The organism is Butyricicoccus sp. OF10-2, from assembly GCF_003481925.1.
GTDB classification, from domain to species: Bacteria; Bacillota; Clostridia; order Oscillospirales; family Butyricicoccaceae; genus Agathobaculum; species Agathobaculum butyriciproducens.
Genome location: NZ_QUMC01000031.1, coordinates 1 through 20,607, shown reverse-complemented (window position 1 = coordinate 20,607; position 20,607 = coordinate 1). Strand labels below are relative to the sequence as shown.

General features: G+C 60.2%; 23 protein-coding genes and 1 pseudogene. All 24 read right to left on the bottom strand.

The genetic code is table 11. The features are described 5' to 3' along the window. Window positions 1–2 precede the first annotated feature (2 nt). The 24 genes and pseudogenes from DXB00_RS13750 to DXB00_RS13635 all read right to left on the bottom strand — a co-directional run bounded on the left by DXB00_RS13750 (window position 3) and on the right by DXB00_RS13635 (window position 20,353). The gene (locus DXB00_RS13750; RefSeq protein ID WP_118730266.1) at window positions 3–755 is read right to left on the bottom strand and encodes a Stp1/IreP family PP2C-type Ser/Thr phosphatase; all 753 of its coding nucleotides are present in this window, start codon (window positions 753–755) and stop codon (window positions 3–5) included. Window positions 756–799: 44 nt separating this feature from the next. Further along, entirely contained in the window at window positions 800–1,849 is a 1,050-nt protein-coding gene (rlmN, locus tag DXB00_RS13745) for a 23S rRNA (adenine(2503)-C(2))-methyltransferase RlmN (RefSeq protein WP_118730265.1), read from the bottom strand. A gap of 68 nt (window positions 1,850–1,917) precedes the next feature. Beyond that, complete coding sequence (gene rsmB / locus DXB00_RS13740; protein ID WP_158581327.1) at window positions 1,918–2,775, bottom strand: 16S rRNA (cytosine(967)-C(5))-methyltransferase RsmB; 858 nt, start codon at window positions 2,773–2,775, stop codon at window positions 1,918–1,920. After that, window positions 2,739–3,263: a transcription antitermination factor NusB gene (locus DXB00_RS13735; protein ID WP_119215050.1), complete on the bottom strand. Its 525-nt coding sequence runs from the start codon at window positions 3,261–3,263 to the stop codon at window positions 2,739–2,741. Before DXB00_RS13735 ends, rsmB begins: the two co-directional genes overlap by 37 nt. Continuing rightward, window positions 3,253–3,966, bottom strand: a complete 714-nt coding sequence (locus DXB00_RS13730) for a zinc metallopeptidase (RefSeq protein WP_117488798.1) — start codon at window positions 3,964–3,966, stop codon at window positions 3,253–3,255. The genes DXB00_RS13735 and DXB00_RS13730 overlap by 11 nt, the downstream gene beginning before the upstream one ends. Window positions 3,967–4,043: 77 nt before the next feature. Next, entirely contained in the window at window positions 4,044–4,970 is a 927-nt protein-coding gene (gene fmt, locus DXB00_RS13725; RefSeq protein WP_117488800.1) for a methionyl-tRNA formyltransferase, read from the bottom strand. Further along, window positions 4,970–5,461 (bottom strand): peptide deformylase, encoded by a 492-nt coding sequence (def, locus tag DXB00_RS13720; RefSeq protein ID WP_117488802.1) that lies wholly within the window; start codon window positions 5,459–5,461, stop codon window positions 4,970–4,972. The genes fmt and def overlap by 1 nt, the downstream gene beginning before the upstream one ends. 4 nt (window positions 5,462–5,465) lie before the next feature. Next, a complete protein-coding gene (locus DXB00_RS13715; RefSeq protein ID WP_117488804.1) occupies window positions 5,466–6,065 on the bottom strand; it encodes a GNAT family N-acetyltransferase in 600 nt (199 codons plus the stop codon). A gap of 35 nt (window positions 6,066–6,100) precedes the next feature. Further along, entirely contained in the window at window positions 6,101–8,551 is a 2,451-nt protein-coding gene (gene priA, locus DXB00_RS13710) for a replication restart helicase PriA (RefSeq protein WP_118730262.1), read from the bottom strand. A gap of 338 nt (window positions 8,552–8,889) precedes the next feature. Then, the gene (coaBC, locus tag DXB00_RS13705) at window positions 8,890–10,083 is read right to left on the bottom strand and encodes a bifunctional phosphopantothenoylcysteine decarboxylase/phosphopantothenate--cysteine ligase CoaBC (protein WP_117751696.1); all 1,194 of its coding nucleotides are present in this window, start codon (window positions 10,081–10,083) and stop codon (window positions 8,890–8,892) included. Between the two features lie 3 nt (window positions 10,084–10,086). After that, window positions 10,087–10,485, bottom strand: coding sequence for a DNA-directed RNA polymerase subunit omega (rpoZ, locus tag DXB00_RS13700; protein ID WP_118730261.1), 399 nt, complete (start codon window positions 10,483–10,485; stop codon window positions 10,087–10,089). Window positions 10,486–10,554: 69 nt separating this feature from the next. Next, window positions 10,555–11,112, bottom strand: coding sequence for a guanylate kinase (gene gmk, locus DXB00_RS13695; protein WP_118478414.1), 558 nt, complete (start codon window positions 11,110–11,112; stop codon window positions 10,555–10,557). Further along, window positions 11,105–11,368: a DUF370 domain-containing protein gene (locus DXB00_RS13690; protein WP_110435119.1), complete on the bottom strand. Its 264-nt coding sequence runs from the start codon at window positions 11,366–11,368 to the stop codon at window positions 11,105–11,107. The genes gmk and DXB00_RS13690 overlap by 8 nt, the downstream gene beginning before the upstream one ends. Before the next feature lie 30 nt (window positions 11,369–11,398). Continuing rightward, on the bottom strand, window positions 11,399–12,274 hold the full coding sequence (locus DXB00_RS13685) for a YicC/YloC family endoribonuclease (protein ID WP_118730260.1): 876 nt from the start codon (window positions 12,272–12,274) through the stop codon (window positions 11,399–11,401). Between the two features lie 18 nt (window positions 12,275–12,292). After that, on the bottom strand, window positions 12,293–12,799 hold the full coding sequence (locus tag DXB00_RS13680; protein ID WP_118730259.1) for a hypothetical protein: 507 nt from the start codon (window positions 12,797–12,799) through the stop codon (window positions 12,293–12,295). Window position 12,800: 1 nt separating this feature from the next. Further along, entirely contained in the window at window positions 12,801–13,433 is a 633-nt protein-coding gene (locus DXB00_RS13675) for a J domain-containing protein (protein WP_110435122.1), read from the bottom strand. Then, window positions 13,420–14,049 (bottom strand): annotated as a pseudogene (locus DXB00_RS17470) (DUF5685 family protein); the annotation flags it as partial. The gene DXB00_RS13675 and the pseudogene DXB00_RS17470, both read right to left, overlap by 14 nt. Further along, complete coding sequence (locus tag DXB00_RS17800) at window positions 14,016–14,303, bottom strand: DUF5685 family protein (RefSeq protein WP_119215049.1); 288 nt, start codon at window positions 14,301–14,303, stop codon at window positions 14,016–14,018. The pseudogene DXB00_RS17470 and the gene DXB00_RS17800, both read right to left, overlap by 34 nt. Before the next feature lie 165 nt (window positions 14,304–14,468). After that, complete coding sequence (locus tag DXB00_RS13660) at window positions 14,469–14,882, bottom strand: SoxR reducing system RseC family protein (RefSeq protein ID WP_158578381.1); 414 nt, start codon at window positions 14,880–14,882, stop codon at window positions 14,469–14,471. 113 nt (window positions 14,883–14,995) lie between these two features. Then, window positions 14,996–16,567: an NAD(P)/FAD-dependent oxidoreductase gene (locus DXB00_RS13655; RefSeq protein ID WP_242994885.1), complete on the bottom strand. Its 1,572-nt coding sequence runs from the start codon at window positions 16,565–16,567 to the stop codon at window positions 14,996–14,998. A gap of 5 nt (window positions 16,568–16,572) precedes the next feature. Beyond that, the gene (locus tag DXB00_RS13650; RefSeq protein WP_117751688.1) at window positions 16,573–17,943 is read right to left on the bottom strand and encodes a CdaR family protein; all 1,371 of its coding nucleotides are present in this window, start codon (window positions 17,941–17,943) and stop codon (window positions 16,573–16,575) included. Beyond that, entirely contained in the window at window positions 17,940–18,848 is a 909-nt protein-coding gene (gene cdaA, locus DXB00_RS13645; RefSeq protein ID WP_243024021.1) for a diadenylate cyclase CdaA, read from the bottom strand. Before cdaA ends, DXB00_RS13650 begins: the two co-directional genes overlap by 4 nt. A gap of 127 nt (window positions 18,849–18,975) precedes the next feature. After that, entirely contained in the window at window positions 18,976–20,103 is a 1,128-nt protein-coding gene (locus DXB00_RS13640; protein WP_119215048.1) for an aminotransferase class V-fold PLP-dependent enzyme, read from the bottom strand. A 1-nt stretch (window position 20,104) separates the two neighbouring features. Then, window positions 20,105–20,353: a putative Se/S carrier-like protein gene (locus DXB00_RS13635; protein ID WP_158581326.1), complete on the bottom strand. Its 249-nt coding sequence runs from the start codon at window positions 20,351–20,353 to the stop codon at window positions 20,105–20,107. Window positions 20,354–20,607 lie beyond the last annotated feature (254 nt).

The following is a 20,607-nucleotide window of genomic DNA, read 5'->3' as shown; positions in this document are numbered from 1 at the left end:
CGTCACGCTCCCTGCTTTTTGCCGAGGGTGAACAGCGCAACGGTGATGTTGTCGCGGCCGCCGCCGTCAAGCGCCAGCTGCAGCAGCGCGTCACCGGCCAGCTCGAGCGTCGGCGCGTTTGCCAGCACCTCCGCGATCCGGCTGTCCTCCGCCATGCCGGTCAGACCGTCCGAGCAGAGCAGCAGCATGTCCTTTTCAGTCAGGCGCACTTCAAACAGGTCGCCTTCGACATACGGCTCCACGCCTACCGCACGGGTGATGAGGTTTTTCTGCGGATGGGTGCGCGCATCCGCCTCGGTGATCTTGCCGCGGCGGCGCATCTCCTCCACATAGGAGTGGTCCTCGCTGATCTGGTGCATGGCTTCGCCGTCAAAGCGGTACGCGCGGCTGTCGCCCACGTTGATAACGGTCGCGCAGTCGCCCTGAATGAGCGCGGCAACCAGGGTCGTGCCCATGCCGCGGAACTCCGGCTGCCTGCCCGCCAGAGAGAAAACCGTCTCGTTCGCCTGCTTGAGCGCCTGCGTCAGCAGGTTCTGCCGTGCCGTTTCGTCCAGCGTGCCGCTTAAAGCGTCACCCGCGGACTCGATAAAGCTCTGCGCGGCAAAGCGGCTGGCTACGTTGCCCGCATTTGCACCGCCCATGCCGTCGCACACGACGAGGAGCGCGGTCTGGTTGTCCTCCCGCGCTTCGATTTGAAAAATATCCTGATTGGTCGGGCGCACCCGTCCCTTATCGGTCAAGCCGAAATATTCCATTTCACAACCTCCTTCGATTGTGTTTATATGTGAGAATATTCAAGTTAATCACGAGAACTGCTCTTTCCGTCCTCCTTCAGCTGTCGCTGACGGAGCTGACCGCAGGCCGCATCAATATCCGGACCCAGCTTGCGCCTTACGGTCGCGGTAACGCCGCGCTTCTCGAGCGCCTGCTGGAACTTGCGGACGGTTTCCGGTCTGGACGGTTTCAGCGGGCTTTCCGCCACCTCATTCAGCGGAATGAGGTTGACGTGCGCCGGTCTTCCTTTCAGCAGCTTCGCCAACAGGTCGGCCTGCCACGGGCGGTCGGTCTTGTCGCGCGCCATCATGTACTCGTAGGAAATGCGCCGTCCGGTGGTGTCAAAATAGTACCGGCACGCCTTCATCAGGCGCTCGACCGGATACGCGTCGTTCACCGGCATGATGGACGAGCGTGTTTCGTCATCCGGCGCGTGCAGCGACACAGACAGCGTGATCTGCAGCTTTTCCCGTGCTAACATCTCTATTCTATCAGCAATTCCGCTGGTTGACAAGGAGATATGGCGCTGTCCGATGTTGATCCCCTCCGGACAGCTCACCAGATGCAGGAATTTGAGCACGTTGTCGTAGTTGTCGAGCGGCTCGCCGGTGCCCATCAGCACAATGTTGGAGACCTTTTCGCCGCTGTCCTTCTGCATGAACAGGATTTCGTCCAGAATCTCGCCTGCGGACAGACTGCGCGTGCGTCCGTTCAGACCGGAGGCACAGAACTTGCAGCCCATCCGGCAGCCGACCTGCGTCGAAACGCAGACGGACACGCCGTGCTCGTAGTGCATCAGAACGGACTCCACGCAGTTGCCGTCCCGCAGACGCCATAAGTATTTCACCGTGCCGTCAACGCGGCTCACCTGCTTGCGGGCGACCTCCGGTACGGTCAGCAGGAAATTTTCCGCTAAACGCGCCCGTAAGTCCTTGGATAAGTTGGACATCTCTTCAAAGGACTCCACACCCTCGTGAAGCCATTTGAAGATCTGTCCCGCACGGAACGGCTTTTCGCCCATTTCCTTCAGGGCGGTTTTCAGTTCATCTATTGTAAGGGATTTGATTTCGACCATGTGTCTCTCCTTCAAATCTTCTCTCTCGTTTTCCTGTAGGGCGGGCGCCCCGCCCTACGATTCCACTATCACTTACGGTACATTTTCGCAATAAAGAACCCATCCGTATTGTGAACGGGCGGCAGCAGCGTCACCATACCGTCTGCCCTCTCTCCGCAGACCGGATGCGTCCAAGAAACCGCTTCAAACTCCGGGTTTTCGGTGAGAAACGCGCGGACAACGTCCTCGTTTTCCCGCTGCAGGATGGTACAGGTCGAGTAGACGAGCGTGCCGCCCTTCTTTACATACTGTGCACAGTTTGCAAGGATTCTCGCCTGAATCTCCGGCAAAGTCTGGATTTCGTCCGGATTCTTGAACCGAATTTCGGGTTTCTTGCGGATAATGCCCAGTCCCGAGCAGGGCACGTCGCACAGCACAACGTCCGCGCTGTCCTTCCATTCCTCGCGGCAGACCGAGGCGTCCTGCAGCTCGGTGCGGATATTCGGCAGTCCGAGGCGGGCTGCGCCGTCGCGGATGCGTTTCAGCTTGTGCTCGTAAATGTCGCACGAGGTGACGCTGCCTTTCCCCTGCATCTTCTCCGCCATGGCAAAGCTCTTGCCGCCGGGCGCCGCACAGCAGTCGAGCACGGTGCTGCCCGGTTTCGGGTCAGCGACCGCCGCCGCGAGTGCGCTTGCCGCGTCCTGCACGGTCACACGGCCCTCGATAAACGCCGGAAGCGCGGCTGCGTCTCCGCCGCTGCACAGCAGGATTTCCGGGAATGCCTCGTGCGGCTGCACGGTCAGTCCGGCGGCCTCCAGCTCTGCCTGAGCCTCGGCAGGCGTGCATTTCATCGTGTTCACACGCACCGAAATCGGCGCGTCCGCGTTATCCGCCTGACAGATTTTCTGCGTCAGCTTCTGGCCGTACTGCTCGGAAAGCAGGCGCACGAGCACTCCGGGTGGCTGTACTGCAGTGCGTAGTAGCTTTCCTTATCCGGGCAGTTCAGGCGCGGCAAAGAGCCGTTTTGCGCCGCATTTGCGGCATTTCGCAGCACCGCATTGGCAAAGGCGACCGTGCGGTCATTTGCGTGGCCGTAGTGCTTGACCAGCGCGACCGTCTCGGCAACCGCCGCATGCGCGGGAATCTTATCCATCAAGATCAGCTGATACAGCCCCATCCGCAGGCACGCCAGCACGCGCGGCGCGATCTTTTTCAGCCGCACGCTTGAGAAGTGCCGCAGGTACCAGTCCAGTAAAATTTGGTTCTGCACCGTGCCGTAGGTCAGCCGCGAGGCCAGCGCCGCATCACGGCTGTCCAGTCCCGCGCGGGATAAATAGTGGTGCAGCGCACCGTCCGACCAGGCGGCCTCCTCTGCCATGGAAAACAGCGAGAACGCCGCCACCTCACGCGGTGTTTTGGGACGTTTATCTATCATTGCGGTCTCTTCCTCCAAAAATCAGCACCAGACGCAGCAGCTGTGCCAGCGAGGTCGCCAGCGCGGCAACATAGGTCAGCGCCGCTGCCGTGAGCGTCTTTTTCGCCATCGGGTACTCGTCTGCGGTCAGCAGGCCGTTCTGCTGAATGGTCTGCAAAGCGCGGCGGGATGCGTCCAGCTCCACCGGCAGGGTCACCAGCTGGAACAGCGTGGACAGACCGAACGCCGCAATGCCGATCGTGACGAGCGTGCTCGTGTTAAGGATCAGGCCGAGGATCAGCAGCGGCATCGCCGCCATCGAGCCGAACTGCGTCAGCGGGATGATCGCCGCGCGCAGCTTGATCGGCGCATAGCCGATGGCGTACTGCACCGCATGCCCTGCCTCGTGCGCGGCGACGCCGATGGACGCCACCGACGTGGACGAGTACACCGCACTCGACAGCCGAATGACGTTGCTTCTCGGGTCAAAATGGTCGGTCAGCTTGCCGGAAACGTACTCAATGCGCACACCGGACACGCCGTTGTACCGCAGCACCGCCTCCGCCGCCTGTGCGCCGGTCAGTCCCCGCAGATTTTGCACCCGCGAGTAGCGGTTAAACGTGCTGTTTACCTTGTTCTGCGCCCAGAATGCAAATAAAACGCACGGCAGAACCAGTACGATGTAGTACATATCAATGCCGTAGTAGTAACCATGATAGGGCATAAGAAAACCTCCATACCAGAGTGGAGAATTGGAGATTGGAGCTTACGTCCTCTCCGTTCTTCACTCCTCACGCTTTTTCATTCGTCTCCCAGCTTAGTGCCGACTTCGATTGCGTGCCCACGCAGAAAGTCCGTAGCCTTCATGCGTTTGCCGCCGACCAGCTGAATCTCGGTCAGTCCCAGCGCGCCCTCTCCGCACGCCACGGTCAGGCCCTTTTTCGGGTCAGCTTCGAGCACCGTGCCCGGCTCGCCATTGCCGGCTGCCTTTTCGGCGGCAAACACCTTCAGCCTTTCACCGGAAAGCGTAGTCAGCGCGATCGGCCACGGATTCAGTCCGCGAATCAGACAGTCGATCTCGTGCGCCGATTTGCTCCAGTCGATCACCGCCATCTGCTTATCCAGCATATGGGCGTAGCAGCTCTGTGCATCGTCCTGCGGACGCGGCTCGATCTCATCTAATTTGACGAGCGTTTGGGTCAAAAGTTCCGCACCGGACTGCGCCAGACGGTCAAAAAGTTCGCCTGCGGTCTCCTTCTCGCCAACCTTGGTCTCATAGGTGAGCAGCATATCGCCGGTGTCCAGACCTTCCGCCATCTGCATGGTGGTAACGCCTGCCATTTCATCGCCCGCGATAACCGCCCACTGGATCGGAGCGGCGCCGCGCCAGCGCGGCAGCAGTGAACCATGCACGTTGATGCAGCCGTGCGGCGGGATATCGAGTACCGCCTTGGGCAGCAGCTTGCCGTATGCCACTACGATGATAACCTCAGGTGCCAGCTCGCGCAGACGCGCCTGCTCGTCCTCATTTTTGAGGGTATTCGGCTGGAAAACCGGAATATCATGCTCGAGTGCGAGCGTTTTCACCGGCGGTGCAGTGAGAATCTGCTTGCGGCCCTGCGGCTTATCCGGCTGCGTGTACACCGCGCAGACGTCATGTCCGGCGTCGATGAGCGCCTGCAGGCTCGGCACGGCGAAGTCCGGCGTGCCCATGAATACGATACGCATTATTCCTCGTCACCACCCTGCATTGCCTCCGGGTCGATATACTCCTCGACCTTCTCGGTGAACAGATGGCCGTCCAGATGCTCGGTCTCGTGGCAGAAGCACTGCGCTACAATGCCCTCGCCTTCGCGCTCGAACCAGTTGCCAAAACGGTCCTGTGCGCGAACCTTCGCCCAGGTCGGACGGGTCACATAGCCGTAAACGCCCGGCACGGACAGGCAGCCCTCAACAACGCGCTCGGAGCCTTTCTGCTCGATGACTTCCGGGTTTACCAGCTCGACCATCTCCTCCGGCTCCTTGTTCACATCCAGCAGCACGACAACGCGGCGCAGGATTCCCACCTGCGGTGCCGCCAGACCAACGCCGCCGGAGTTCTCGAGCGTTTCGCGCATATCGTCGATCAGCGTGTGCAGACGGTCGTCAAACTTCTCTACCTTGCGGCTGTGCTTGAGCAGCTGCTCGTCGCCCTCGGTCAAAATCTTTCTCAGTGCCATTGTTTTATTCCTCCACTTGATTCAGCTTATCCATGTATTTTTGTAAACATTCCTGTATATTTTTCTCATCGAGCGCCGGAAACGGCGTCACCGGCTGCGGTTTTCCGCTGCCGATATGCTTTTCCAGCCATGCCACATCGTGCCAGCCGTCAAACTTCCAGCCGGAGTCGTGCCACACGCCTGCGTCTTCGAAACCCAGTCTGCGCTGCATGCGAATGCTTTTTTCGTTCGGCAGGGTCACGCAGCTGTACAGGTGGCGCAGCCCCTGCAGCTCGAGCAGGTCGATCAGGCACGCCAGCACGGTCGTGCCCACACCATGTCCGTGGGTGCCCTGTGCCAGATAGATGGACAGCTCCGCATCCCAGTCGTACGCCGCGCGCTCACGAATGCGGTGCGCGTAGGCGTAACCCATGATAACGCCGTCACACTCGCAGACGAGATATGGAAACGCAGCCGCCGTTTCGCGGATACGGCCCGCAAACGCCTCAGCCGTCGGCACATCATATTCAAACGTGATGGTTGTATCCGTTATGTAAGGCTCGTAAATCTTCAAAAGCGATTCTGCATCGTTTTCTGTTGCCCTGCGAATGACAAATTTGCTCATTGAATTAACCTTCTTTGCCGGGGTCTCAAGTACTGCTACATTTCATTATTGGAATCCGCGAACACAGTAACGCCCCGGTTTTTACCGTCCTGCATAAACTCCCGCAGCACGCCCGAGATGAGCCTGCGCCATCTTGCACAGTCCTTCGCGCGGATGGTGAGGTGGTAGCGATACCGTCCCATCACCTTGACCATCTGCGCCGCGGCGGGGCCGAGCACGGGCGCTTTCACATCGGCAAACTGCCCTTCCATCAGGCTCTGCAGGCGCGTTTTGAGCGCGAGCAGACTGCTGAGCACCTGCTGCTCCAGTTCGCCGACGGCGGTTATCATGGTGATATCGCACACGGGCGGGCACCGAAGCGCCTCGCGCGTCTGCATTTCGCTCTCGTAGAACGCCTCGTAGTCCTGCCGCGCGGCGGTCAGGATGACCGGATGCAGCGGACTGTACGTCTGGATCACGGCGCGTCCGGTGTCAAATCGCCGTCCGGCGCGGCCGACCACCTGCGTGATGAGCGAAAACGTGCGCTCATGTGCGCGGTAGTCCTGCGCGTACAGGCTCTGATCCGCGTCCAGCACACCGACCAGCGTGACGTTCTCAAAATCCAGTCCCTTGGTCACCATCTGGGTGCCGATAAGGATATCGGCTTCGCCTTTGCCGAATTGATTCAGCAGGCGTTCGTGTGCGCCCTTGGCGGTCATGGTGTCCGCGTCCATGCGGAGCACCCGTGCGGACGGAAACCGCTCGTGCAGCTCCTCCTCCAGCTTCTGCGTGCCGGGCGTTTCGGTGAACAGGCTCGTGCTGCCGCAGGCCGGGCACTTGCCGGTTATCTTGATGGAAGCGCCGCAGTAGTGGCACATCGCGCGGCCGGACACCGAATGGTAGGTCATGGTGGTCGAACAGGACGGGCACTCGGGCACCCAGCCGCACACGCCGCAGCCGATCACGCGGCTGTTTCCGCGCCGGTTGAGGAACAGGATGGCCTGCTTGCCCTTTTCGAGCGTGCTGATCAGTTCGCGTTCCAGATCCGGGCCGATGATGCCGCTCCGTCCCTCGCGGGCCAGTCCGCGCATGTCCGAGATGATGACCTCGGGCAGTCCGGCACCGAGAAACCGCTCGGTGAGCGTGAAAACCGGGTATTTTCCCTGTTTTGCGCCGTAATACGTCTCGACCGACGGCGTTGCCGAGCCGAGCACGAGCAGCGCGTCCGTCTGTGCCGCGCGGTACTTTGCCACATCCCGCGCATGGTAGCGCGGCGACTGCTCCGAGCGGTACGCCGCGTCCTGCTCCTCGTCGATGATGATAACGCCGAGATTCTTCGCGGGCGCGAACACCGCCGAGCGTGTGCCGATAACCACCCTTGCTCTGCCGGTTTTTATCTTCTTGAAGCTGTCGTACCGCTCACCGGCGGACAGCGCCGAGTGCAGAACCGCGACTTCTTCGCCAAATCGGGCGGCAAACTGCCGCAGAAGCTGCGGTGTCAGTCCAATTTCGGGCACGAGCACAATGGCGCTCTTTCCCTGCTCAAGCGCGTGCGCGATCAGCTGCAGGTATACCTGCGTCTTGCCGCTGCCGGTCACGCCGAACAAAAGCGCCGCACGAGGCGCGTTTTCGTCCATCAGCGCCGCCATGCCGTCATACGCCTGCTGCTGCGCCGCCGAAAGCACCGGAGCCGCGGCGCGCGGCACCTCGGAAAAGTCCGGTGCGCGCAGCACTTCCTCGTATTCCGCGCGGAGGATGCCCTTTTTCGTCATGTCGCGCAGCGCGGCGTCGCTCACGCCGGTCATGTAGACGATTTCCTTCTGGCTCATCGCGCCGCCGTCCGACAGCAGCGACACCACGTCCATCCGCGCCGGACTGCGGCGGCTGATGTGCGACATGGCTTCACTTGCTTCCATGTCCAGACGGAGCATTTTTTCGGTCTTATCGCCGGTTTTCTGCGCCGTATTGCTGTGGTAGATGAGGATCCCCTCGCCTGCCAGCGCGTCCAGCGTCTGTCCCGCGCCTTTGCCGAGCCGATCGCGTATCTCACTCACCGAGAGCGTCTGTCCCGGCTGCTCAAACAGCGCCAGCACCTGACCGTCTTCGCCGTCCCGCTCCCGCAGAGCCGCCAAATCCGCGTCCGGCGCGAGCGTGTACGTCTCGTTGCGCTTGAACCACAATCCGGCGGGCAGCATGGCGTGTACGCAGTCGAAGTAGGTGCAGTACAATCTCTCCCGCATCCACGCCGCAAGTCTCAGCTGCTCAGCGGTCAGAATCGGCGTTTCGTCCAGCACCTCCACGATGGGCTTGAGTTTGAACTCGCCCGCATCCTCGCGGAAGGCGAGCACCACCGCTTCCGCCCGTTTATTGCCAAAGCCGAACGGCACGAGAACGCGGGTGCCGATCTGCACCTGTTCCCGCAGCTCGTCCGGCACACGGTAAGAATATAGCTTGTCGATGGCATAGGTTGCCGCATCCACGGCGGCCGCACAGATTTTTTCCGCCATAGAATCACAACCTTTCTCATCTTTCTTATCAATTTTACGATGTGGATTTCGTTATACTGTAGGGTGCGACAAGGTGAATTGCGGCAACGCCGCAAGAGAAGGTGCCCTGGGGTACGACTCGGCGCACCGCATGTAAATTCATTGGCATTATGTAGCCCGTAGGGGAGGTCAGTGACCTCCCACATTATCGTTAAATGGACGTGGGCGGCCAATGACCGCCCCTACGGTGAAGATTGTGCCAATCGTTAGATACGGTGCGCCGAGGTCGTCGCACCCTACGATAATTGCGAAAACATCTGCCTTCGCAAAATTACTAATTTCTAATTACTAACTACTAATTATTTCATAGAGAGCAGTCGGTCAAGAATCAGGTCGGCAAGCGCCTCTTTGCTCATCATCGGCGGGGTCTCTCTGTGTCCGTCCTTGAACAGCAAGGTAGCCACATTGGTATCCGTGCCGAAGCCCGCACCCTTATCGCGCAGCGAATTCGCTACAAGCATATCGCAGTTCTTGCGGCGCAGCTTGCTCTCGGCGTTATCGAGAAGGTTCTGCGTTTCCATCGCAAAGCCGCACAGCAGCTGTCCCGGCTTTTTATCCTTGCCGAGTGCGGCGAGAATATCCGGATTGCGGGTCAGTTCGATATTCATCTCGCCGTCACCCTTTTTGAGCTTTTCATCCGCAGTCTGCGCCGGACGGTAATCACCGACGGCGGCAGCCTTGATGATAAAATCCTGCTCGGGTGCGCGGCTCGTCACCGCGTCGTACATATCCCGCGCGGAAACAATATCCACACGCGTGACGCCGTGCGGCGTATCGAGCGCCGTCGGTCCGGAAACAAGCGTTGCGTCCGCGCCGCGCATGGCCGCGCGGGCCGCGATCGCATAGCCCATTTTGCCGGTGGAGTGATTGGACAGGAACCGAACCGGGTCCATGGCCTCCTGTGTCGGACCGGCGGTGACAAGAACGTGCCTGCCTGCCAGATCCTGCTCGGTCAGCGCCTTTTCAATGCCCCAGAGGAGCGTCGGCGTGTCCGGCAGCTTGCCGCGTCCGCTGTCGCCGCAGGCAAGATGACCTGCGTCCGGCTCGATGATGTGGAAGCCGCGCTTTCTCAGCGCAGCCAGATTCTCCTGCGTTACCGGATTATCATACATGCCGGTGTTCATCGCGGGAGCGACAACGACCGGCGCCTTGGTGGCAAGCAGCGTGGTCGTCACCATGTCGTCCGCGATACCGTGCGCCGCCTTGGCGATGACGTTGGCGGTCGCCGGTGCGATCACGAACACGTCAGCCGCCTTCGCGAGCGAAATGTGCTCCACCTCCCACGGAAAGCTGCGGTCGAACGTATCCACGACCGCGCGGTTGCCGGACAGTGTTTCAAACGTCATCGGCGCGATAAACTGAGTCGCGGACTCGGTCATCAGCACATGGACAGTCGCGCCGTTCTGGTGCAGCTTGCTGGTGAGATCGGCAGCTTTATAGGCCGCAATGCCGCCCGTCACGCACAGAACGACCGTTTTCCCTGCAAAACGCATGGCTTAGAGGTCCTCCTCCGGAATGTCGCCGTCGCTCAGAGAGCCGTCGTCAAACTCGTTCAGGCGGCGCACCTCGTCCGCGTTCTCATCCTTGTCCTCGTCATCCTCGGAGTCGGAGTGCTCCTCGTCCTCATCCAGATCAAGGGTATCGTCCACATCAACCATAGCGGCTGCAATGGCATTGTTCTGCGGAATAGCAGTCTCTACACGCGGACCCGGACGGTAAACGATCTTGCCGGCTGCGATCTCATCGAGCGCCAGCTTAACAGCCTTGTCCGGCAGCGGCTCGCCCTTTTCCTCCGACTCATCGGCAATATCGCGGGCACGCTGTGCTGCCAGGTTTACCAGCAGATAGCGGTTGCCTACTCGTTTCATCAGTTCCTGCATAGAAGGGTTCAGCATAGTAATCAGTTCTCCTTATTTACCAGATATAGTTTTATTTTATGAAAGTTTCTGTTTATATACTGTCGCTTATCGACGCTTGTTAAGGATTTCATGCAGTTCGTTTACTGCACGCTCCACCGTGTCGTTTACGACGACGTAATCGAATTTATCCTGCTGCGCGAGTTCGCCCTTCGCCGTTTCCAGACGCTTCTGCACCTTGGCTTCGTCCTCGGTGCCGCGTCCGCGCAGACGGTTCGCAAGTTCCTCGAACGACGGCGGCGCAATGAACACCATCACGGCATCCGGACGCTTTTCATGCACCTGCATCGCGCCCTGCACCTCGATCTCGAGGATAACATCGCAGCCTTCCTCCAGCTTTTCGTTCACCGGAGCCTCCAGCGTGCCGTAGTAGTTATCAACGTACTTCGCGTGCTCGAGGAACGCATTAGCGGCGATCTTCGCCTCAAAGTCCTCTTTCGTGAGGAAATAATACTGTACGCCGTCCTTTTCGCCCGGACGCGGCGCACGGGTCGTCGCAGAGATCGAGAAGAACAGCTTCTCGTCCTCGCTCAGCAGCCTGGACAGCACGGTGCCCTTGCCTGCACCGGACGGTCCGGTGAATACATACAACGTTCCCTTACGCATCTTCTGGTTCTCCTTCCTCGGTCTCGCCCGCAAAACGAGCCGCAACGGTCTCCGGCTGCAGGGCGCTGAGCACCACATGGTCGCTGTCCATGATGAGCACGGCGCGGGTGCGTCTGCCGTAGGTGCCGTCCACGACCATGCCGCGGTCGCGGGCCTCCTGCACGGTACGCTTGACCGGCGCGGATTCCGGGCTGACAATGGCGATCAGCCGCGACGAAGCGACCATATTGCCAAATCCGATATTGATGAGCTTCATCGCTGACCTCACTCCTCGATATACTGTAAATTACTCGATATTCTGAATCTGTTCGCGGATCTTCTCAATTTCACTCTTGATATTGACCACGACCTGCGCCATGGACACATCGTTTGCCTTGGAGCCGATGGTATTGGTCTCGCGGTTCATTTCCTGCACGAGAAAATCCAGCTTGCGGCCGACCGGCTTGACCTCATTCAGCATGCCGTCCAGCTGCTGCAGATGGCTGCGCAGACGCACGGTTTCCTCGTCCACAGCAGTCTTGTCCGCGTAGATGGCCGCCTCGGTGACGATGCGGGTCTCGTCGATGGACGTATCCGCCAGCACCTCCTTCATGCGGGCGAGCAGCTTCTCGCGGTACTCGCGCACGCGCTCCGGCGAGCGGACCTCCACCTCACCGACCATGCGCTCGATCTCGGACGCGCGGTTTCGCACATCCTCAGCCAGTTTAGCACCCTCGCGGGTACGCATTTCGTCGAAATTGTCGCAGGCTTCGCCAAATACGGACAGCACATCGCGGGTCATCTCGTCCGCGTCCTGCTCGATGCGCTCGGAGCCGAGCACATCCGGCAGCTTCGCCAGACTCATCACGCTCACGTCATCGCGCAGACCGTACTTGTCGGCCAGCTCATGCAGCGCCGCCAGATAGTGCTCCGCGACCGCATTGTTCACCGTAACCGCAATGTCGCCGCCCTCCTGCGTCTCCACGCCGATGTAAACCTCAACCTTGCCGCGTGCAATACGCGCCGCAGCGGCCTTTTTTACGGCATCATCCAGAAAGCCGTACTGACGCGGAGCCTTTACCGTGCAGTCCAGATAGCGGTGGTTGACCGCACGCAGCTCTGCTGTGATGGTTCTGCCGTGCAGCTCCTGCTTGGCACGTCCGTAGCCGGTCATACTCTTCATAGATATCTCTTTCCCTTCTTATTCGGGCGGCAGGGTGCGGCGCAGCAGCGCGATCACCTTTGACAGCCCGATATCATATACAATAAAGCCGATATTTGCCGCGATCCACAGTCCGGCAAGCCGGAAAATACCCGGCATCTGCACCTGCGGAAACAGACCGCAGCTTACCAGAACGGCTGCGAGCACCAGCACCACGTTAAAATACGCCAGCTTGCCGCTCAGCTGCGTGAAAACCGGCAGACGGCACTCGATCAGATATTTTACGATCGGGTACAGGCCGAACAGCAGCACATAGGCCGCCACGATCAGCTTGCGCGGTGTCAGCAGCAGTCCCAGCACCGAGGTGACGAGGTACAGCAGCACAGCCGTTTTTACGTTCGCGCGGCGCAGCAGCGGTATCGCCGAGGCCACACCTGCTATCAGGCAGGCCGCCGGTCCGATCTGCGGCATCACACCGCCGAAATACAGCCACGCCGTGGCCGCCGCTGCCAGAAGTCCGCCGCGGGCGATCTCGCGCGTGCTCATATCAGCAGCCGCCTCCGCCGCAGCACATGTTCAGGCAGCAGTTGCAGATGAGCGTCTGCACACAGCAGTCGCACATGCTTGTCTCCTGCATCGGCCGGTAGCCGCCGTAGCCGCCGGACAGATGGAGATTCTGCAGCGCGTGCTGATACTCCGCGTTGTTCGGGTCCATCTGACACGCCTGCGTGTACGCGCGGGCGGCCTCATCGTACCAGCCCTTGCGGTAGTATACCGTGCCGGTCAGATAGAACCACTCCGCATCCCGTCCTGCGGCTCTCTGCAGCAGCGCCTCTGCCATGCCGAGGTTGCCCTGATTGATGGCCTGCCGCACCTGACTGTACAGCGCGGCATTCGCACCGGTGTAGGTGCGCTGCTGATAGCCGCCGTACTGCTGTCCGTTGTATGCGCCGCCATAGCTCTGCTGCTGTCCGCTGCTGCCTCCCGCCGGATTCCTGCGTTCGTTCATGATCATGTCGTACGCTTCGTTGATCTCCTTCATGCGGGTTTCGGCCAAATCTGCCAGCGGATTGTTTACATAGTTATCCGGATGATACTTGCGCGCCAGCTCACGGTACGCGCGCTTGACGTCATCATCACTCGTTTGCGGTGTTACACCGAGCACTTTATAGGGATCCATGTTTTCCCCTTCCTTCGTTCGTCTGGTAGGTGCCGTTCAGTACCTGTCGGGTAACGGTCGGCATACCAAGAAAAATGATATTGCGGATCAGGTCCGCATCTCTCCGGGGACTCAGCAGGTCAAATGCCATGCAGATATCCGCCAGTGAGCGTTCGAGCGTGCGCTCGAGCGGTTCCCTGACCGCAGAGATGTCCGGCGTTTGCAGTTCATACCGCAGAACGACCGGATTGTAGCTGTTCTCTTCCATATCCTTTTGGATGTCCTGCACCGCATCGACAAGGTAGATCCACCTGCCGATCTGATAGAACATCTGGTGCAGAATACGCTCGCGGGTGTCTCCGGTGCGCGGCACAACGGCAGCTGTCATGCGCGAGGACGTATCCGCCGCACGGTCCATGGACGGGCAGCGTTCCGCCTCCAGACGGCGCAGATCCTCGAGCGCCTGCCGGATGTCCTCATCCGCTTCGGGCATGCGTGCGCGCGCCTTCTCGTAGCCGCGGCGGCCGAGGCGGCACAGCAGCGCCGCAAGCGCGCGTTTCGCGCCCTTTTCGTCCGCCAGGTCATCCTGAAACTTGTGATAGGTCAGCAGGATGCTCGCGTCCGCCGCCAGACGAAGTGCATCGTCTGTCTCGGCACAGCTTTTCCGCCGAAACGGAGAAGCGTCGCATCGTTTTCTGCACGGCGGAGCAGTCTCCGCTCCTCACTTCCTGCAACAAGTGCAAAAAACGTCATATCGTAGCTTAAAAACAAGGTGTAAAATCTGCCGTATTCTGCGCGGATCGCGTGGCATAAGCCGCAGTAAACCTGCTGAAAACGGTCAGCCTCCTTCACCCGCAGCTCGACCTTCACCGGACGGATAAAGCCAAACATCGCATAGCCCTTTCCCGCCGTGCGGTGTGCACGGACTTTCGTATTCAATCTATTTTACCGAACTTTTGCGTATCTGACAAGGGCGAACACAGAAAATTGGCGAAAATTCATAAAAAATTAAAACTGCCTGTCGTGAAACCACGGTTTCGCCGACTCTATTCCGCATCAAAGCCGCTCGGTGATGGCAAACGGCGCTTCATTTCTGAGCTTCAGCTTATGGCTGTACCACATCGCCGCCAGAATGCCGCCGACGAACAGCACGCCGCCGATGAGCGCGGACAGTCCGCCGCCAAGTTTCATTCCTGCGCCGACGCCGTAGCCGACAAAAAACAGCACGAGCGGCAGCAGATACACGAGCACGGCAAAGCCGAGCACCTGCCTGGTCTCGCCCTCGAGCAGCACGCGGTCGCCGACGGACGCATGCGCGTGATTGCGTGCGGTAACGTAAAGCGTCTGGGTTTCCAGACCGCCGCAGCCGCCGCACTTGGCACAGTCGTGGCCGCACGCCGAGCGGCGCGTTACCTCGACCTCTGCCAGACCGTTCGGCAGCAGCTTTTTGATGGTTCCCTGTTGGGTCACGTTGAAATCTTCCTCTCTATTATTCAAAACCAGTTGCAGTAATGGGAAATTGAGAATGGAGAATTGAAAATTATGGTCATGTCCAAAGCACATTCATTCTCCATTTTCCATTCTCAATCTGCAAACTCTTCCATAATCCGAAATGCCGCTCTGATTCCGTCCACGGCGGCAGACATAATGCCTCCGGCGTATCCGGCGCCTTCGCCGCACGGAATGATGCCGCTGCAGCCGAGTCCGAACAGGTCCTCGCCGCGCGTCATGCGCACCGGAGACGAGGTCCGCGTTTCCGGACCGGTCAGCAGCGCGTCCGCTGTGTCGTAGCCGCGAATTTTCCGGCCGAAATACGGCAGGCTGTCCCGCAGCATGGTCTGCGCGAAGTCAGGCAGGCAGGCTGCCGCCTCTCCCAGCTCCACGCCGATAGGATAGCTGGGCTTGACCGCACCGAGTTTTCGGGTCGGCTTGCCGTTCAGAAAATCCCCGACCTTCTGGCACGGCGCGCGGTACGAGCCGGTCTGCGTGTACGCCGCGTGCTCGATCCGGCGCTGCAGCGCCACGCCGCCGAACGGTGTTCCGTCGTCGTAGTCCTTCGGGTCAACCGACACGGCAAGCGCCGCGTTGGCGTTTTTGCCGTCGCGCGCATGATAGCTCATGCCGTTGGTGACGACCGTGTTCTCCTCGCTCTGTGCCGCAACGACCACGCCGCCCGGGCACATGCAGAAGGAATAGCACGCGCGTCCGTCGGCTCTGCGCGAGAGATTGTACTCCGCAGGCGGCAGCATGGGATGTCCCGCCGCCTTTCCGTACAGAGCGCGGTCGATCTCGGTCTGCAGGTGCTCGATGCGCACACCCACAGAGAACGCCTTCGGCTCAAAGTACACGCCGTTTCCGTGCAGCGCGGCAAAGGTGTCGCGCGCCGAGTGACCGATGGCCAGCACCGCCCGCTCGCAGGCGATGTCCTGCCCGTCCGCCTCGACGGCGCAGAGCGCACCGTTTTTGACCGAAACGCCGGTCAGCGGCGTGCGGAAGCGCACTTCACCGCCGTTTTTGATGATCTCGCGGCGCATTTCACGAACTACATTCTTGAGGATATCCGTGCCGACGTGCGGCTTCGCCTTTTTGACGATATCCGCCGGAGCACCGTGCGCGGCAAGTATTTCCAGCACATTGTCGCACAGCGGATCACCAATGCGCGTGGTCAGCTTGCCGTCCGAGTAGGCGCCGGCGCCGCCCTCACCGAACTGGATATTGCAGTCGGTATCGAGCGCACCGCCCTTCCAGAACGCATCCACAACCTTGTCGCGCTCGTTCAGATCTCCGCCTCGCTCGAGCACGAGCGGACGGTAGCCGTGCTTTGCCAGCACATAGGCGGCGAACAGTCCCGCAGGGCCGAGACCGACTACCACCGGACGGTGCTCGAGCCGCTTTTCGCCGTGCGGAATGACGATTTTCGTATTGGGTTTATAACGCACGAAGGGCATTTGCAGTTTTTCCGCAAATGCCTTTTCGTCGAACGGCGCGTCCAGACGCACCGAATATACCCGGCTGATCTGTCCGCGCCGCGCGTCAATGCTGACGCGGCAGACCGCCGCTTGTATGTCGTTTGCCGTCAGACCGGTCAGCCGGCGTGCCTCCGCAATGGCGGCCTGCTCCGGCAGATCAAACGGCAGACGGATGCCGGTTACCATCAGGCTCACTGGCTGCCACCGCCCTTCCTTGTACGGTGCGCGGTCGGCTCTGCGACCGTGCTGTCCGTATCGTCTGTGCTGTCTGTCTTATCCGAGGTGATCGTCTCATCCGACACATGCGGGTCGGTGATCTCAATCTCGACCTCGATATCCTCCTCGACGAGCGTTACGCCGCTCGGCAGACCGACGGTCGTAGCCACGCCCTTGACCGTGTGCCTGCCGACGCCGAGCGATACCGAATCGTAGGTCAGACCGATGGACAGGTTATTCACATCGACCTTCTTCAGCTGGCTTTCACTGCCGCGCAGCTCCATCTCGACCGACTTGGTGAGGATGTTGACCGTGTACGGCGTATTCTCCTGCGCGGTGTCGTTCCACGCGAACTTGGAGACCTGAACCTTGCGGGTCGCAACACCGTCCACCGAGATTGTGACGTTTGCCGTTTCCGGCTGACCGCTGACGAGCGAAACGCCGCTCGGCAGCTTATCCTTGATGGACATGGAGATCGGCGTGCCCGTGTGGACGCTGCCGAGGTCGATCTCACCGAGGTTGATCTCCTTGATGTCGCTCAGCACCGCCTGATTGCTCGCGATAACCTCTACGTTCTCCGGGTCGATGACGCACTGTACCTGATTCTGCGTCAGGCTGCCGCCGTCCTTGAGGGTAACGGTCAGCGGAATGTTGTTGACGCGGTAGATCGGAACCGAAACCTTGATCTTTTCGGTCTGGCTGGTGATATAGTTCGAGGTGAACGCCGCACCGTCCTGATCATACAGGGTTACCTTGCATTCGTAGTCGGCCAGCGAGGAATTGCGGCCGGTAACATCCACGGATGCAACCGCCTTGGACACCTGCGCCAGATCGGTTGCCGGACCGGAAACGGTGACCTTCTTGGTTGCCGTGGTCGGCTTGCCTGCGCGATAGCCGTCGTCCGGTGTGCCGGTCACATTGACCTCGATCGGAACATCCTTGCTCTCCACGCGGTCCACGCGGACGTGCACCTTGCCGGGATTGACATAGTTAGTCTCCACGCCGGACTTGCTGACCGACACGGTGACCGGAAGATCGTATTCATTCGCCTCGGTCAGACCCGAGATATCCACCGTTGCGGTGATCTGGCTGGCGCGGACCTCGCCGACGCTCTTGCTCTGACCGCGCAGGCTGACGGTGACCGTTGTGTTCTCGCCCTCGATGAGTTCCAGACCGGTCGATGCTTTCAGTTGGGACGCACCGATGACGCGCACCGGCACATCGTCAAAGCGCATGTTGCGCTCAGGATTGTCAATATCCATAACAACTGCCCACAGAACGATAGACAGTGCCAGCGACAGGAGCTTCAGCAGAAAATCTTGCTTTTTGATAAAATTCTTCTTCACTTGCCGGCACCTCCCTTCCACTTGTCGCGGATGGCGGCAATACGGCTTTTTTCGTTCCTGTTCCTGAGTTCATCGCCGAGCAGCTCGCTCTCGAGCATCTTCTGCAGAATCTCGGGCGACAGATGGCGCTTAAGCATGCCGCCGATGGCGACAGAGATCGCGCCGGTCTCCTCGGAGACAACGACGAGCACGCTGTCCGCGGTCTCGCTCATGCCGACAGCCGCGCGGTGGCGTGTGCCGAGGTCGCGCGACAGACCCTGATTGCCGGAAAGCGGCAGCACGCAGCCTGCAGCGCACACCCGTCCGGCACGGACGATCATGGCGCCGTCATGCAGCGGGCTGTTCTTGAAGAAAATGTTCTTGATGAGCTCGGCAGACGGTGCTGCGTCCACTCTCGTGCCGGTGGCGATGATCTCGCCGAGACGCTCCTTGCGCTCGAACACGATGAGCGCGCCGGTCTTGGTCCTGGACATATCCGCGCACGCGGAAACTGTTGCAACGATCATGCTCTCCACCACATTCGGGTCGGTATCCGGAATCAGCATGCGGCTGAGGTTGCCCTTACCGATCTGCTCGAGCAGGCGGCGCAGCTCCGGCTGAAAAATGACCACAACGGCGAATACGCCGACGCTGAGCGCGTTGCGCAGCAGCCACGAGATCATGGTCAGACGCAGGAAGCTGGCGAACAGCATGATAAGCACCAGAATAAGAATACCCTTGGCCAGTCGTGCGGCGCTGGTATCCTTCAGCAGCTTCATAACACGGTAAATGATATACGCCACGACGAGGATATCCACCACGTCGATCGGCGTCATTGTGCGGAATTGATCAAACGCACTGAAAAACGAACTTATCATGGTCCGCCATGATAAATTCGGTGAGAATACATTTTGCAGCGCTCCCATTTTGTCACCTATCCTAACTTGTTCCTCATATTCGCGGGCATTTGCGGATGCACGCAGCAGATTGCACGCAAACACCATGTTTTACCTTACTTATACTACCACAAATCCGGCTTTCTGTATAGCGTGTTCACAGTTTTTTTACCAATCTGCAAACTTTGTCTGCGGCCTGCTCCAGCTGCCGCGCCGTCGAGTAGAACGACAGGGACAGCCGCACGGTTCCGGTGTCCTCCGTGCCCGCCGTCCGGTGCGCGAGCGGCGCACAGTGTAGCCCCGCCCGGGTGCACACCCCCTCGTCCGAGAGCATATCCGCAAGCACCTCACTCGGCGTGCCGGGAACGCGGAAGGACAGCACGCCGGTCTGCTCCTTTCCGGCAAAGCACTCGATTTTGCTTTCGCGGGAGAGCGCACGGGCCAGCTCATGCACCAGCCGTCTCTCCTGCCCGGCAATGTGCGCCGGCGTGACCGCCCGGACAAAGGCGATGCCCGCCGCGAGTCCCGCGATGCCGGGCACATTCGGCGTGCCGCTCTCGAGCGCATCCGGCAGAAAATCCGGCTGGCGCAGCTTCTCGGACAGACTGCCCGTTCCTCCGGTCAGCAGCGGCTTCGCAGCAATCCGGTCGTCGAGCGCCAGCAGAATGCCCGTGCCCATCGGTCCGTACAGCGCCTTGTGTCCGGGCATGCACACCGCCGCAAGACACGGATAGCGCTTTACGTCAATCTCTGCCACGCCCGCCGACTGCGACGCATCCAAGATGAGCGGCACGCCTGCCGCCGTCAGCAATTCCGCGATTTCGTCCAGCGGCGCAATGCTGCCGAACACGTTGGAAACGTGGCTCAGTATCATCAGGTTGGCACCGTGTTCCAGCGCCTGTTTCAGCGCAGAAACCATAGCCGCGCCGTCCCACAGCGGCGTATCCAACACGGTCGGCTCGATATTTCGAGCCGTCAGCGGCCGCATGACCGCATTGTGCTCGTAACCGCTCACAATGACGCGGGAATCCGGTTTTACGAGCGCATTTATCGCAATATTCAGTGCATGCGTGGCGTTCAGCGTGAAAATGACTCGCTCCGGCTCGCCCACGCCGAACAGCGCCGCTGCCTGCTCCCGGCAGGCGTACACCAACTCTCCCGCTCGATTGGCTGCCGCGTAGCCGCCTCGCGCGTAGCCTGCCGCGCCGTACATCGCACGGCGAACCGCCTGCTCGACCGCCCGCGGCTTATACAAGGTGGTGGCAGCATTATCCAGATAGATCATGTCAGTCCTCCCGCAGCACGCGGCACAGCGGCGCACCAAGCTGCCGCAGCCGATGCACAGCCCAGTCCGCCTGCTGCGCGCTCACGCGCACCGCCCATCCGCAGGATTCGGTTCGTTCGTGACGCGGCGGGCGCGCGACCTCTCCCGGTACACCCAACCGCGCCAAATGCCGCCGCAGGCCGATGGCCTCGGTCTGACTGCGGCAGATCAACAGCGCATAACCGCCCATAAGGGCACTCCTCCCTCCCAATTCTGAGAAACTATGGCAATACCGCATAATTGAACAAAAGCGATTTGTGAGTAAATTTTGCGGACTGACGAGGCGCAGTTTTGCAGTAATACTTGATGTATTACCGTGAAATCTCGGCAGCGCGGACGGAACTCGCGCAAGGAACCGAAGCCAAAGTCAGGGCACAAAATTTCCGCAAAGCGCCGCGGCAGTGCGACCGGAGCCTGCACAAGGAGCCGCCGGCAGCGCGACCGGAGCCTGCGCAAGGAACCGCG

Coding starts and splice junctions, on each gene's coding strand:
- DXB00_RS13750 (WP_118730266.1), bottom strand. CDS start 755: ATGGAATATTTCGGCTTGACCGATAAGGGACGGGTGCGCCCGACCAAT.
- rlmN (WP_118730265.1), bottom strand. CDS start 1,849: ATGGTCGAAATCAAATCCCTTACAATAGATGAACTGAAAACCGCCCTG.
- DXB00_RS13735 (WP_119215050.1), bottom strand. CDS start 3,263: ATGATAGATAAACGTCCCAAAACACCGCGTGAGGTGGCGGCGTTCTCG.
- DXB00_RS13730 (WP_117488798.1), bottom strand. CDS start 3,966: ATGCCCTATCATGGTTACTACTACGGCATTGATATGTACTACATCGTA.
- fmt (WP_117488800.1), bottom strand. CDS start 4,970: ATGCGTATCGTATTCATGGGCACGCCGGACTTCGCCGTGCCGAGCCTG.
- def (WP_117488802.1), bottom strand. CDS start 5,461: ATGGCACTGAGAAAGATTTTGACCGAGGGCGACGAGCAGCTGCTCAAG.
- DXB00_RS13715 (WP_117488804.1), bottom strand. CDS start 6,065: ATGAGCAAATTTGTCATTCGCAGGGCAACAGAAAACGATGCAGAATCG.
- priA (WP_118730262.1), bottom strand. CDS start 8,551: ATGGCGGAAAAAATCTGTGCGGCCGCCGTGGATGCGGCAACCTATGCC.
- coaBC (WP_117751696.1), bottom strand. CDS start 10,083: ATGCGTTTTGCAGGGAAAACGGTCGTTCTGTGCGTGACGGGCGGCATT.
- rpoZ (WP_118730261.1), bottom strand. CDS start 10,485: ATGCTGAACCCTTCTATGCAGGAACTGATGAAACGAGTAGGCAACCGC.
- gmk (WP_118478414.1), bottom strand. CDS start 11,112: ATGCGTAAGGGAACGTTGTATGTATTCACCGGACCGTCCGGTGCAGGC.
- DXB00_RS13690 (WP_110435119.1), bottom strand. CDS start 11,368: ATGAAGCTCATCAATATCGGATTTGGCAATATGGTCGCTTCGTCGCGG.
- DXB00_RS13685 (WP_118730260.1), bottom strand. CDS start 12,274: ATGAAGAGTATGACCGGCTACGGACGTGCCAAGCAGGAGCTGCACGGC.
- DXB00_RS13680 (WP_118730259.1), bottom strand. CDS start 12,799: ATGAGCACGCGCGAGATCGCCCGCGGCGGACTTCTGGCAGCGGCGGCC.
- DXB00_RS13675 (WP_110435122.1), bottom strand. CDS start 13,433: ATGGATCCCTATAAAGTGCTCGGTGTAACACCGCAAACGAGTGATGAT.
- DXB00_RS17800 (WP_119215049.1), bottom strand. CDS start 14,303: ATGTTTGGCTTTATCCGTCCGGTGAAGGTCGAGCTGCGGGTGAAGGAG.
- DXB00_RS13655 (WP_242994885.1), bottom strand. CDS start 16,567: ATGGTAACCGGCATCCGTCTGCCGTTTGATCTGCCGGAGCAGGCCGCC.
- cdaA (WP_243024021.1), bottom strand. CDS start 18,848: ATGGGAGCGCTGCAAAATGTATTCTCACCGAATTTATCATGGCGGACC.
- DXB00_RS13640 (WP_119215048.1), bottom strand. CDS start 20,103: ATGATCTATCTGGATAATGCTGCCACCACCTTGTATAAGCCGCGGGCG.